The sequence below is a fragment of the Spiroplasma endosymbiont of Notiophilus biguttatus genome (genome assembly GCF_964030985.1).
Lineage (GTDB): Bacteria > Bacillota_I > Bacilli_A > Mycoplasmatales > VBWQ01 > Spiroplasma_E > Spiroplasma_E ixodetis_A.
The window spans coordinates 1145181-1159677 of record NZ_OZ034993.1 but is presented as its reverse complement, the minus strand read 5'-3'; the positions used below and the strand labels follow the sequence as shown (position 1 = coordinate 1159677).

Annotated in this window: 14 protein-coding genes and 1 pseudogene; 2 read left to right on the top strand and 13 right to left on the bottom strand. The window is 23.8% G+C overall.

What is annotated here, in order from left to right:
- From AAHM85_RS06975 to AAHM85_RS06960, 4 genes are all read right to left on the bottom strand, one after another.
- Entirely contained in the window at nt 1-126 is a 126-nt protein-coding gene (locus tag AAHM85_RS06975; RefSeq protein ID WP_342261507.1) for a hypothetical protein, read from the bottom strand.
- Entirely contained in the window at nt 114-665 is a 552-nt protein-coding gene (locus tag AAHM85_RS06970) for a hypothetical protein (protein ID WP_342261506.1), read from the bottom strand. The genes AAHM85_RS06975 and AAHM85_RS06970 overlap by 13 nt, the downstream gene beginning before the upstream one ends.
- On the bottom strand, nt 666-1544 hold the full coding sequence (locus tag AAHM85_RS06965; RefSeq protein ID WP_342261505.1) for an IS1595 family transposase: 879 nt from the start codon (nt 1542-1544) through the stop codon (nt 666-668).
- A 595-nt stretch (nt 1545-2139) separates the two neighbouring features.
- Nucleotides 2140-2319, bottom strand: coding sequence for a hypothetical protein (locus AAHM85_RS06960; RefSeq protein ID WP_342261504.1), 180 nt, complete (start codon nt 2317-2319; stop codon nt 2140-2142).
- A gap of 457 nt (nt 2320-2776) precedes the next feature.
- Between AAHM85_RS06960 and aguA the strand changes: the two are divergent.
- Nucleotides 2777-3886: pseudogene (gene aguA, locus AAHM85_RS08485) on the top strand (agmatine deiminase).
- A gap of 149 nt (nt 3887-4035) precedes the next feature.
- Here the strand turns inward: aguA and sepF are convergent.
- The 9 genes from sepF to AAHM85_RS06905 all read right to left on the bottom strand — a co-directional run bounded on the left by sepF (nt 4036) and on the right by AAHM85_RS06905 (nt 12806).
- A complete protein-coding gene (sepF, locus tag AAHM85_RS06945) occupies nt 4036-4320 on the bottom strand; it encodes a cell division protein SepF (protein WP_342261501.1) in 285 nt (94 codons plus the stop codon).
- A gap of 6 nt (nt 4321-4326) precedes the next feature.
- Nucleotides 4327-5481 carry a cell division protein FtsZ gene (gene ftsZ, locus AAHM85_RS06940; RefSeq protein WP_342261500.1) on the bottom strand — a complete coding sequence of 385 codons (1155 nt, stop codon included), beginning with the start codon at nt 5479-5481 and terminating at the stop codon, nt 4327-4329.
- 35 nt (nt 5482-5516) lie between these two features.
- On the bottom strand, nt 5517-6797 hold the full coding sequence (locus AAHM85_RS06935) for a hypothetical protein (RefSeq protein WP_342261499.1): 1281 nt from the start codon (nt 6795-6797) through the stop codon (nt 5517-5519).
- 21 nt (nt 6798-6818) lie between these two features.
- The gene (gene rsmH / locus AAHM85_RS06930) at nt 6819-7769 is read right to left on the bottom strand and encodes a 16S rRNA (cytosine(1402)-N(4))-methyltransferase RsmH (RefSeq protein ID WP_342261498.1); all 951 of its coding nucleotides are present in this window, start codon (nt 7767-7769) and stop codon (nt 6819-6821) included.
- Nucleotides 7770-7774: 5 nt separating this feature from the next.
- Nucleotides 7775-8206: a division/cell wall cluster transcriptional repressor MraZ gene (gene mraZ / locus AAHM85_RS06925; protein ID WP_342261497.1), complete on the bottom strand. Its 432-nt coding sequence runs from the start codon at nt 8204-8206 to the stop codon at nt 7775-7777.
- Nucleotides 8207-8440: 234 nt separating this feature from the next.
- Entirely contained in the window at nt 8441-8992 is a 552-nt protein-coding gene (locus AAHM85_RS06920) for a BspA family leucine-rich repeat surface protein (protein ID WP_342261496.1), read from the bottom strand.
- Nucleotides 8967-9134 carry a hypothetical protein gene (locus AAHM85_RS06915; RefSeq protein ID WP_342261495.1) on the bottom strand — a complete coding sequence of 56 codons (168 nt, stop codon included), beginning with the start codon at nt 9132-9134 and terminating at the stop codon, nt 8967-8969. Before AAHM85_RS06915 ends, AAHM85_RS06920 begins: the two co-directional genes overlap by 26 nt.
- A gap of 102 nt (nt 9135-9236) precedes the next feature.
- Nucleotides 9237-10517 carry an IS3 family transposase gene (locus AAHM85_RS06910; protein ID WP_342261494.1) on the bottom strand — a complete coding sequence of 427 codons (1281 nt, stop codon included), beginning with the start codon at nt 10515-10517 and terminating at the stop codon, nt 9237-9239.
- A 357-nt stretch (nt 10518-10874) separates the two neighbouring features.
- On the bottom strand, nt 10875-12806 hold the full coding sequence (locus tag AAHM85_RS06905) for a hypothetical protein (protein WP_342261493.1): 1932 nt from the start codon (nt 12804-12806) through the stop codon (nt 10875-10877).
- Between the two features lie 782 nt (nt 12807-13588).
- On the opposite strand from AAHM85_RS06905, the gene AAHM85_RS06900 reads away from it, so the two are divergent.
- A complete protein-coding gene (locus tag AAHM85_RS06900; protein ID WP_342261492.1) occupies nt 13589-14467 on the top strand; it encodes an IS1595 family transposase in 879 nt (292 codons plus the stop codon).
- Nucleotides 14468-14497: the final 30 nt, after the last annotated feature.

Below are 14497 nucleotides of genomic sequence, written 5' to 3'. Positions count from 1 at the left end.
TTAATTGGTAAACTTAAGTGACTGATGCCTAAATTCAATAATTTTTTGATGATAATTTTTAATATTATTTTTCATTAAATTTGTATTATTAATAATTTCTTGTTTAGTTTCTTCTAATTGAAGCATTTTTTGTTCTTCTTCAATAGCTTCTTCTTTATTTTTTTACTTTCTGTTATTTTTTCTTTTGTAATAGTTCTAATGTTTTTAATTTGTTGTTTTAACTCTGCTATCATTTTTTTATCATTATCTAAACTTACATTTTCTAAAGTTTTTGATAAATTTTCATATGTCGTTCTTTCTTTTTTATTAATAACTTCAATCGATTTACTTTCTTCTTCAACGAATTGTTCACAATGTCTATCAAACTGTAATTTAATTTCTTTTATTCTTTCAAAAGTACTTTTTGTTAAATTTATTGCTTCTGTTATATATTTCATTATGAAATTTTTTGCTAAGTCACTTGTATATGAATCACTTATTTTTTTTAATACAGTAAATTCATTATTGATAGCACCACATATTCTATTAATATTTGATTGTAAACTATCTGCTTCAAATTGTTCAGTACTATTAAAAATAAGAAATTGATAATAATAATCTATTATCTTAGAATCTTCAATATTATTAATAAAATTTTTCGGAATTTTACGCTTATTGGTTAACACTTAATTCTTAATAAATAATTTAATTATGATATTTTTAAATGTGATTTTTTCTTTACGGTTATTATATTTAAAACAAAATTCATTTAAATAAGATTGGAGTCATTTTTTTGAAACTCAATGAAATTGGCCGATAAAACCTCTTTTTAATATTGCTCAAAAACTTTCTATTGTATTTGTATGAATACCATTATAAGAAAAATATTTTTTGTGATTAACTTGTTCATGTGGTAAAATTTTATTCATTTTATAATATCCACGATATTCATCAGTAAAAAGAATAGAATTGTTAATATCAACATTTTCTTTAACTATTTTCATTAAATCTTCAGATTTAATACTTTTATTTTTTGCATGAAATAATTTAACATTACCATTTCGTTCAATAATGCCAACAACACACTCTTTACTAGTTCCTCTACCACGTAATGAGTTATTTTTATTATCAACATCATTATATTTACGCGGTTTTCCACCCACATATGTTTCATCCATCTCTAATATTTTTGCTAATAATTTAATCTCATCATTAGCCATTGCCTTTCTAATTTTATGCATCATTTTTCATACAGTTGCTAAACGTAAATTTAAGTCTCTTGAAGCTTGAGATGATGATAAACTTTTTTTAGCATTAGCCATTAATACTATTAAAATAAATCACTTTTGAAGTAGTACACGTGTATGATGAAAAATAGTTTGAGCAGTTACACTAAAAGACTTATGACATTTTTTGTATTTATAACGTGACTCTTTTAAAACAGAGTTAACTTTTTCACTAAAACAAAAAAGACATTTTGGTTTGTTATTTCATCTTATTTCTTCTAAAAATTTTATACAAGATTCTTGGTTTGGAAATTTATTTATTATGTCTAAAATATTCATTTTCAATCACCTTTAATTAGATTTTATTTTACTAATATCTAATTAAAGTTTTTAGAAATAATAATGTATATAAGTTATTGCCAATAAACGTAAAATTCCGAAATTTTTTAATTCATTTATACTTTTTGCTATTTTTTTTGAAAACTATTATAATAACTTTCATTATTATAATCTTCTAAATCAATTAAAAATTGTTTTCTTTTCATAACATTACTAACTAATGCTACTTGTTCACTACATTCTTTAACTTTTTCTAGATTTCTTTTATGATTTCTTGATAATCTTCACCAATAATTTTAAATTTTTTAATATTTTTTTCAAAATTAATAAAAACATTACATAACTCAGCAATATTTTCTTTTCACTCTGCTGATAAAAACTGATCTAAATTTTCTTCTTGTATAATTTGTTTTCAAAAATTAATCGCATTATCGCGAAGTTTTAACTCAGGAAAAAAGTAATCAAAATTAATTAGTGCTTGTTCTTGTTTAAATTTTATAATTTCAAAATATTGTTCTGGAAATGCTTCTTTAACTATATTTTTTAATTCAATAATTAAATTATGTTCTTCATTAAAAATTTGCCGTTCTTTTAATTAAACTATTAAAAAATATAGTAAGGTCATCATTATTAATTGTTTACAATACTTTCTTTCTATTTTTGCACTTGTAATCTTAGAAATTATTTCTTTTCTAAAATCCTTAATATTTTTTTGCTTTTTATTATCAGAACCTATTTCTTGACTTTCTGTAGGCACTTCTTTACATCCTTTCAAATAAAAAACCCATTTATTTTATTAAAAATAAAACAATGGGCTTGAAAAACATATTTTTTTAAATTTTCATTAAAATAAGCAAAGGAACAATTCTAAAATAAATTAGTTATAATTTATTTGAAAAAGTTAATTAACAATTTCTAAAATCTCTTGTTAATTACCTATAATAATGGATATAGTTTATCTCAAATATTAGAGATAACTATTACTAAATAATAGCATGTATAAAATGTATTGCAAATAATATACAAAAATCATACTTTATATTACATTAATTTTACTAATTAAAATGATAAATAAAAACATCATTGATATTATATAAAATAATAAACACTTTTATTATTAAATAAATTTTATTTTGTAAACAAAATATTTTATAATAAAAAATACTATTTATATATAGAATAGGGTTACATAAATCCACTATTATAAATAGTACTACTTAAAGGGGGGAATTATGAGCAAATTATTAACATCAACACTAAAAAAAGATGGTTTTTTTGCCCCAATTGAATCAATAGAACATAAAGGTACATGAATGATTTGACCACTTATGAAATATGATTGACAAAAAGAATGTCAACCAGCACGAACTGTTTTTGCAAAAATAGCCAACTCAATCAATAAACATGAACCAATAAAAATTATTATTAATAAAAGTAATTGAAATGAAGCTCGCAAACTATTAGATCCAACTATCAAATTAATTGATATTAAATATCAAGATAGTTGAGCGCGTGATATGGGACTAATTTATTTAATAAATAAAAAAGGACAACGAAGAGCTGTTCATTTTTCACTTCACTGCATGAGGCATGAAAAATGAACCAAGTGTTAATCCACCCAGTTGAAATTGAAATTATGAAATTGATAATAAAGTTGGAATTGAAATGACTAAAAATAGTAACATTGATTATTATCAAGCACCAATTGTATTAGAAAGCGAAAGCGTTCATCAAGATGGTGAAGAAACAATTTATACTACAGAAGAATGTTTATTAAACCCTAATCGAAATCCTGATTTAACAAAAGAAGATATTGAAGAACATTTAAAACAATATTTAAATGCACAAAAAATAATATGAATTCCTCGTGGTGTTTATAATGATGAAACAAGTGGTCATGTTGATAATCTACTACATATCATTACACCTGGTCATGTTGTTTTAACATGAACTGATGATAAAAATGATCCTCAATATGAGCGTAGTTTAGAAGCTTTAACCTTTCTTAAAAATAGTACAGATGCAAAAGGACGAAAAATAAAAGTAACTAAATTACATCAACCAGCACCATTATTTATAACTAAGTCAGATTCAGAAAATCGTGAAAAAAGTCCTCGTTTTGCTAATCGTACCGAAGGATTTTGTATGCCAGCTAGTTATGTTAATTTCTATATTACAAATAAAACAATCATTATTCCCATTTTTAATGACCCAATATGGGATAAAATGCAATTAATGTTTTACAAAATTGTTTTCCTAATTATAAAATTAATTCATTTTATACATGTGAAGTACTATTAGGTGGTGGCAATATTCACTGTATAACACAACAAGAATTATAAAAATAACAAATAAGCAAATTAAAACAATAAAAATCCCTTCTAAATTAGAAGGGATTTTTATTCTAAAATTAATGTAAGAACAATTTAAAAAATAAATAATTTTATTTCTTTAATTATTAAAAAGAAATAAAAAATCTATTTGTTCAAAATTAACTTAATTCATTTTTAAATTCATAAATATGAATATCAATTTTATCAACAACAAAACCAATAACATACGAAATACCACAAAGAAAATCAATAATTCTTCTTCGATCATTTTCAACAGTTGTTGTTAAATTAACTTTAATTGGTTTTTGTAAAATCATAGCATTAGCAATTGATTCAATTTCTTGATAATTTTTAGGAGCAAATTCTTGTATTTGTTCTTGAAAACTGGTTTTATAATTACTATTTTCATCATTGTCTTTATATTTTTTACTTCTTCATCCCATAATTAATTAAACTCCCTTTCGTCTTCGTAAAAATGATGGTAAATCATCATCTGCTTCCATTGCTGCTTCTTGAACTAATTTTTGTTGTTCTTCTTCCTTTTTCTTTGTTTGTTCTTTTATTTCTTCACTTAAATATTGAGTCTTATTATTAATAAATTCATGATTATCAACTTTTGAACTATAAACAAAATTATTAGCATTAGCACCTTCTTCATCAAAACCAGTAGCAATAACTGTTACAATCATTTCATCATTTAAATTTTCATTAACAGCAACACCAAAAATGATATTAACATCATTACCTGCAGCATCACGAACTAAATCAACAGCAATATTAGCATCAGTTAATGTCATTGTTGTTCCACCAGTAACATTAACAATAGCATTTTTAGCACCCTTAATTGTCACATCATCAAGTAAAGGAGAAGAAATAGCTTTTGTTGCGGCTTGTTTAGCTTTATGCTCACCCTTTGACATTCCAATACCAAATAAGGCATTACCTTTATTTTCAATAATAGTACGAACATCAGCAAAATCTAAATTTATTAAGGCAGGAACAGCAATTAAATCAGTAATAGTCTGTACACCTTGACGTAAAATATTATCTGCTTCTTTAAACGAATCTTTAAGAGGGATATTACCAATTACTTGTAATAATTTATCATTAGAAATTATAATAATTGCATCAACTTGTTTCTTTAAATTTTCAATTCCAACTACAGCATGAGCATTACGATTACGTCCTTCAAATTTAAATGGTTTAGTAACAATAGCAATTGTTAAAACACCACATTCTTTAGCAATTCTTGCAACAATTGATGCAGCACCAGTACCAGTACCACCACCCATACCAGCAGCAATAAAAACCATATCTGCACCATCTAAAGCACGTTTAATATCTGCTTCACTTTCAATTGCGGCTTGTTTACCAATTTCCGGATTAGCTCCTGCTCCAAGTCCCTTTGATAATTCTTTGCCCAAAATAATTTTATTTTCAGCTGGTGATGCATTAACTACTTGTGCATCAGTATTAGCAACATAAAAATCAACACCTTGTACCTCTGCTTCAATCATTCTATTAACAGCATTATTACCAGCACCACCAATACCAATTACCCTAATTGATGCTATTGGTTTAAATTGTGAATTATTATGTTCCATTTTATTTTCCTCCTGATTAATCAAATTGTCTTCTTCTATTTACTACCATCATTATACTGATAATTTGGTTGAAAGGGGGAATTATAATGCTTATTATCATGATTATTAGGTTGTGTATAATGATTTAATTTTGATACAATTTCTGGTTTATGTATTGATGAAATATAATTATTACTAAAAACATTTACTAAATGTTGATAGTGAGTATTACCGATTAAAGTAGTTCACTGATAACTATATGCACCAGGAGTTTGGCTAAGCATATATTTTACTTCTTTTAGTTTGCTATTATTTTTAAAATAGTTGGCAAAACCACATAAACCAATAGTAATTCCCGTAAAAATAATTTCCATATCTGAACTATTATTATCACTAACTTCATCAAGAAAATATTCAATACAAGCAATAATTTCATTAATTTGTTTTTTAACTGTTGCTTGTAAATCAGTTTTTGTTAAACGAACAATAGATTTTGTTTGATCATCAACATACTTATCAACAACAACATCGCATAAATAATTACTACTTATATTAATAATTTTTTGTAAATATCTTTCAGCTTTATCATAACCACAATGCATTTGCTTCATTAATGATTGAATTATTTGATTTCAACCAATTTTAATATTAGTTGTTGCAAATAATACTGAATTACTAAAAACACTAATCTTAGTACTATTAATATTTCAATCAACTAAAACTGTATTACGATTAAAATCAGTATTTTTAATATTACATACTAATGCAAATTGGTCTAAAGTAACAGTTAACAATTCTGTTTCAGCATTAGTTAATACTTCAAGGTGAGAATTATATAAACTTTTAGGTAATGAGTAAACTAAAGCATCAACATGCATAACTTGTCCTTTTTTAGCAATTGGTAATTGCTCATTACCAATTGCATGATCAACTTTAAAATTGTATGGTTTAGTTAAACAAATAATTTCACTATTATCAATAGTAATGTTTTTAGCCATTTCAATCACTTTACTACAATCTTCATCAGTAATAATGTGGTTAGCATCTTTAAAGTCAAGTGATGCTTGTGATTGATAAATTTTTAAATTATTTGAAGGTAAAGTTAAGGCAATACGTTGTACTTTTATATTTAAAGTATTATTAATTTTATTAATAATTTGCCTTAATAACTTACCTGTAGCAATTGAATTAATAATTACACCATTTTCAGAAAATTGTTCAGTATCAACAGTTTCTTTATATAAAACCTGAATTTGATTATTAACATAATTATTAACCATAACTTTTAAACTAAAGTCTTCAATTTGACATATAATATATAGTTCTTGAAAATTCATATTGTTCACCTCTAAACGTTTTTACGAATCAATATAAGTAATAACTCTTAGTTTTGCACTTCGTGCTCTTGGATTTTTATTTATTTCATCAGGCTTTGGTGTAATTGGTTTTTTAATTATTAAATGATATTTTGTTTTTCAATTATTGTGAACTGGTAATTTAGCATATAATTGTGCTTGTGGATCAATTAAAAGTTCATTAAAAGTTTGTTTAACAATACGATCTTCTAAAGAATGAAAACTAATAACAACAATTCTACCATTAGATTTTAATAATTTCAAAGATTGTTTTAAAGAAGATTTTAATGTTTCTAACTCATTGTTAACAGCAATTCTTAATGCTTGAAAAGTCTTTTTGGCAGGATGATGATGTTTATTTAATACTCTTAATGGTAATGATTTTTTAATAATCGTAACCAATTGTAAAGTGGTATCAATTGGTTGAAAAGTTCTTGTTTTAATAATATTTTTAGCAATACTACTAGCAAATACTTCTTCACCATAATTTTTAATAATTGTTTTTAATTGCTCATAATTATAATTATTAACAATATCTCACGCATTTAATTTTTGACTTTGATCCATACGCATATCTAACTTAGCATCTTTCATATAACTAAATCCTCTAATATCTTCATCAACTTGTGGTGATGATATACCTAAATCATATAATATACCATCAACTTCAGTAATATTTCTTTTTAAAAGCTCAGATTGAATATTAGCAAAATTACTTTTAATTATTTCATATTTATCTTTAAAATCTTTTAAAATAATTTTACTATTATCAATGGCCATTTGATCTTGATCAAAAGCATATAGTTTGCCAAAGGTAAGTTTTGATAGTATAACTTTACTATGACCTGCTCGTCCTAATGTACAATCGACATAAATACCATCAGGTTTAATATTTAAGAAATCAATTGCTTCTGTTAACATTACAGAAATGTGTCTTGCATTGATATTATTCATAATTTTTATATCTCATCTAGAGCTGCTGCCGCTGACTCAAATTTATCCTTGGTATCTTGATTAAAACTATTTCAATTAGTTTCTGATCAAATCTCAATTTTATTGGATAGTCCAATCATAATTACTTTTTGTTTAATATCAGCTAGTGTCAATAATGAATGTGGAATATTAATGCGACCTTTGCTATCAATAGTTAATTCTTCTGAATTAGCAAATACTTGTCTTGCTAAAATTCTGGCTTCTTTCTGACCTTCTGATTGTGATAAGATTTTATCTTGTCATTTAATAAATTCAATTTCGTTACGAATAACTAAACAGCCTTCAAAGCCTTTAGAAACAATAACAATCTCATTGTTATGAAAATAACTTCTAAACTTATAAGGAATTATCATTCGTTTCTTTTCATCTAATGTTGACAATGATTGTCCTAGTAGCATAATATCACCCACACTTTCCCACTATTACCCATATTATATAATCTTTGCATATAATTGCAATTGATTACTTTAAATGTATGACTAGTCATACATTTAAAAGAGCATACAATAATAAAAAAGCTTACCGTTTGTCAATATTATATTCTTTTATAAAAAAACAAATATAATATTTTATTATACTATTCTAAGTTTTGTTATAGTTAATTACTTAGAAATTAAATATTTTTGATTAAATTAAATAGTGTTATTAATAAAAAAAATTTTAAATTTAGGTAATTTATTAGAATCAGAAATTGCTGAACCAACAGCAAAATCAGTCTGATCTAGTACATTGGATACATTTCACTTTGAAAGATCTTGATCAAATAATACTGATCCAGCAAACATACCAGTCATAATTCTTACATTGGATACATCTCAAGTTGATAAATCTTGATTAAATTTTAAACTACCATTAAACATAACAAGCATATCTGTTACATTAGATACATCTCAATTTGAAATATTACCATTAAATGAAGTAGCACCAGCAAATACACTCAACATACTTGTCACTCTAGATACATCTCAAGTTAATAAATCTTGATTAAATTGTGAAGCACCCAAAAACATAATATTTAAAGATGTTACTTCTGATGGTAATTTGTCAGGTACTTCTTTAATTGTTTTTGGCATTCTAACAACTTGAATTTCACCTTGTTGATTTTTATAAAAACCAATTTGAGTAATTTTGGTAGTTTTTATGTTCGATAAATCTCTTTTATTTAGTTGTTTGTTCTTTTCCATCTTTATCAATGTAAATTGTATCTTGTTGTGTTTTATTATCTAAAAGTTCAATTTTTTGTGGAGTTGTATTTAAAACAGTATTTAAAGTTCCCATAGATGTACCAAATGTTAAAACACTTAGTGCAGTAATCAATGTTTTCATATTGAAAACCTCCCTTTTTATTTTATTAAATCTATAAGTTATTTATATCTTAGAACCTGTTTAGAATCTTTTAGAGAATAAGGTAAAATTACTAGGCATTGGTTAGATAAGTTTACTTTCTTGTCTTCAAATCTGTACAAATTGATTTGGAGGCATTTTCAATCTAATAACTATTCTATCATTGTTTCAATATCTAACAAATTTTTCTAATATTTTATTAAAACTTTCCATACTTTCAAAAGTGCTACCAAACATCATTTTAAAATCTCTTTTAATTCAACGATTTAAACATTCACTAACTTGATTACCTTTAAAACCTGATAGACTTTTTGAATGAATTAGATTAGTACTTGTATTAAAAACTTTACTAACAATTTCGCTTGTATTAGCAGAACCTAAATCTGATTGAATAGTCGTAAAATTACATTGTTTAGCACTCGCTAATTCTATTTGATTAACCACATTTAACACAGTTTTGGCATTTTCACTTTTGTTTATTTTTCAGCCAACAATTGAATTACTGTACATATCAGTAGCAAAAACAACTAATAATTTTGTTTTTTTATCACCAATAATTATATTTTTAAATCATGTGCCATCCATACCAACTTTTTCAAGAAAGTTATTACTTGAAAAATTACGTTTTAATAAATCTTTATTATTTTTTAAATCACTATTTTCTACTACTCTATTTGTTGATTTAGGTTCTAATAATAATTTAATATTATTATCTTTTAATATTTGTTTTATGCTTGTTTTACTGCATTTAAGACCTTTATTTTTTATTTTTAACTCTAATCTTACTTTTTCAAAACTAGTGATATTAATGTACTTTTTTTCATTTTTAATGAGAACTATTTTGTTTATTGCTTGTATCAAATTATCATTAATTTTTGATTGATATTGCTTTTTACCTTTTTTTACTCATAAATAGTATGCTGTTTTGCTAATAGCTATGTAAACAATAATTTTATTTAATTGATGACCTTTTTGCTTATATTTTTCTACTATTAAAAAACACTTATATTTTAATAATTTACTATTTTTTCCCCTTGTTAATTTCTTTTCACAGGCTAATTGCTCCTTTAAAAGTTCTTTTTCAACCTCATCTTTTAAAGCTTGTTTTCTAAGTTTATCAATTTCTTTGTTTAATAGTTTAATTTCAATATCTTTCTTATCGATCCTGTGAGAAGTTTGGGATTTAGAAATTTTGGTGAATACATTTTCACCTTTAATTTGATATTGGTTAACCCAATTATAAATTAATACTGGAGTTGATAATTTATATTTGACTTGAATTTCATGTATTTTTAGTTTTTTATCAACTAAATACTCATTAACAACGGCTAATTTTGTTTCTTTTGAATAAACTTTATAATTCATAATTTCTCCTTCTGTATTAATTATTTTTAATTATATTACAGATTGAAAATATTAATTGGTAAACTTAAGTAACTGATGCCGTTTTACTTTGAATCTAATTAGTTGTAATATTAGTTTTTTCTTCAATTGTATTTAAAATATTGATTAAATTTCCTGTGGTTGTTGCAAGTGTTAAAACACTTAATGTTGTTAATAATGATTTCATAATTAGTCCCCTTTATTTTCCCCAATAACTTTTTCTTAAATCTATAAGTTATCTATATTTTAAATTGTTTAAAGAGAAATGCAATAACTGACTTGTATATTAGGATACTTTTTAAATTAAAATATCTAATTATTGAAGAAAATTATTAAAAATTATTGACTAATATGAAATAATTTTATTTTAAAGGTTTTACTTGTAAGAAAATTATCATTTTTAAATGTAATATCATAACTTTTATTATCTAAATTATTTTTAATTTTATAACTTAAAACTGCACTAACACTACCATCATCATGTTTAAATGTATTCATTGCAATATCACTTAAAGTAAAATAACTATTATTATTAATATCAAAGTATTTACTATACATATCTTTATATAAATTTTCTTGGTCCTTTAACATATTATCAAGAATACCATTATTATGTGTTTTATCAACTATTATATTTAGTAAGGAATTTAAACTACTAGTAGGAGTATTTAATCAATTAGAAAAGTTTGCAAGAACACTATCTTGCTTAAAATTAGTTTCACCACCAAATTGAACACCTAATAATTGTAATATTTCTTTAGTTTTACTAATATTATCTGTTGTTGGATGATTAATAATATATTTAAGATTATTTAAAGCATTAATAAAATCTTTACTACCAAAAGTTAAATATAAATATTTTACTAAATCTTTTAAATCAATTAATGGATTTGTTGTTAAATATTTATTAGTAAACTCAAATATTTTATTAATTGTGTCACTAATTGGAACATTTTTAATTGCTGATTCTAAACTATTAACAACTTGTTGAGGAATATCACTAATAGCTGAAATAAAAGAAAATTTCTTTTGAATCTCAGGTAATGTTCAATATGTATCAGTTCATGCAAAAGTAACTTTAGCAATAATATCCTCACCAAAAGGTCCGGTCATTAAATTGGTAACTAATTTAAGCATATTATCTTTTGAAGATATTAATTCTTGAAAGATAGTTAATACTTTTTTTAGTTGAACTGTATTATTTTTAAGTGGTGTTTTGTCATTTCAAGTAATACTATCAATGCCAAGAGTTGGATTAGTTAATTTTAATACTTCGCTTTTAACCATTGGTATTATTTTTTTTATTAAATAAGGTCATGCCACTGGATTTGTTAAAATTTTACTAAGAGTTTCACTAAATATAGCATTAAAATTATCAGAATTAAAACCAATAGGTCCAACACCTCAAGCATTTTTAATATTATCACTAATCATTTCACCAATATATTTTCCTGATATTGACTTAAACATATAATTAAAATTAACACCAGCTATATATTCATAAAATTGATTTCAATTTCAATCTTTTGCTTCATCTTTAACATAATATCACTTTTCATGACTTGGAATATTTCAAGCTTGAGCAAATGTCGCTTTCTTTGACATATAATCTTGCATTTTTTCAAAAGTAGTATTACCACTAAAATTATCTTCTTGATCTCAATCTGCTAATAATTCGTCAATAGTATTAGTTATAATTAGAATATAATTAGTATAAGATAAGTAATCATTAATATTTGGTATTAAATTTTTAATATTTTTTAACATTCCATCAATCATATTAACAGTATCATCATTAGATAAAATAGAATTATTTAAATAATTTTTAACCATTGGTAATATGTCACGATAACTACTATAGCTATTAATATTATTAGTGATAGCATCAACTTTAGATTGATTAATACCATTACGTTGAAATAAAAACTGAATAGTATTAATACTATTACCATCTAAGTTACTAGTTCAATTTTTAATAAAATCATTGCCAGTATTCTTACCTGCAAGATTATCAATTTGAATAGAATGGTTTTGATTATACATATCATTTAATAAACTATTAGTATTAAAACCTTTATTTTTACCAATTAATAATGATTTACCAACAATAGAGGTTTCATTAGCATACTTAGTTGCTGTTTTAGTATCAACATTGTTGTTAGCAAAAATATTAATACTAACATTATTTGTATCAATTGTGAATGCTAAAAGTGACATGCTAGAACTTAATAAAAGGTTTGTAGTAAAAAATAAATTTAATTTTCGTCTCATATTTTACACTCCTTTTATAATGATTTTGATATTATTATAAACTATTACAAAATAATGTACAGTAAATTTTATTTTTAAAAAAAATATCTACTAATAAGTTAAATTAGTAGATACTTAATACATTTTAATTATGAATTTAATTAGATATTCCATTTTTGTTAAGTTAGGACTAATAACTAGTAAAGGAATATTTATAAATTTATGAGAAATTATGTTTATTGTGTTTTTTTGTTGTAGAAGCATTAGTTTGTGTTTTATTAAAAACATGTGTTGGTTTAACTGAATGATTATTCTCTTGATTAAAATGAGAATATTTTTTGTGCTGATGTAATTTATTATTACATTTATTAAACAAATGTTTAATCAAATGTAAGGGATTTACTATACAGTGATGATGGTGACATAAAATATCAACAATATTAGTTAATAAATAATTAACATTTTTATTAGTTTCCAAATTATGTTGGATAGGTTTTTCTAAAATGCTATAAAAACTAGGAATAATATTATTATAATTAGCGATATCTCTTTCCTATAAATATGTTAACATTTCCAATACTTTTTTATTATTTACTAAATCATTATTACTTTTAAACTTTCTAATCTTGATAATGTTACTATGATAAGAATTTGGATTACATAAACGATATTTTATTTTCCTTGATGATTTTATTTTCTTTTTCGGAATTTTACGTTTATTGGCAATAACTTATATACATTATTATTTCTGAAAACTATAATTAGATATTAGTAAAATAAAATCTAATTAAAGGTGATTGAAAATGAATATTTTAGACATAATAAATAAATTTCCAAACCAAGAATCTTGTATAAAATTTTTAGAAGAAATAAGATGAAATAACAAACCAAAATGTCTTTTTTGTTTTAGTGAAAAAGTTAACTCTGTTTTAAAAGAGTCGCGTTATAAATGCAAAAAATGTCATAAGTCTTTTAGTGTAACTGCTCAAACTATTTTTCATCATACACGTGTACCACTTCAAAAGTGATTTATTTTAATAGTATTAATGGCTAATGCTAAAAAAAGTTTATCATCATCTCAAGCTTCAAGAGACTTAAATTTACGTTTAGCAACTGTATGAAAAATGATGCATAAAATTAGAAAGGCAATGGCTAATGATGAGATTAAATTATTAGCAAAAATATTAGAGATGGATGAAACATATGTGGGTGGAAAACCGCGTAAATATAATGATGTTGATAATAAAAATAACTCATTACGTGGTAGAGAAACTAGTAAAGAGTGTGTTGTTGGCATTATTGAACGAAATGGTAATGTTAAATTATTTCATGCAAAAAATAAAAGTATTAAATCTGAAGATTTAATGAAAATAGTTAAAGAAAATGTTGATATTAACAATTCTATTCTTTTTACTGATGAATATCGTGGATATTATAAAATGAATAAAATTTTACCACATGAACAAGTTAATCACAAAAAATATTTTTCTTATAATGGTATTCATACAAATACAATAGAAAGTTTTTGAGCAATATTAAAAAGAGGTTTTATCGGCCAATTTCATTGAGTTTCAAAAAAATGACTCCAATCTTATTTAAATGAATTTTGTTTTAAATATAATAACCGTAAAGAAAAAATCACATTTAAAAATATCATAATTAAATTATTTATTAAGAATTAAGTGTTAACCAATAAGCGTAAAATTCCGTTC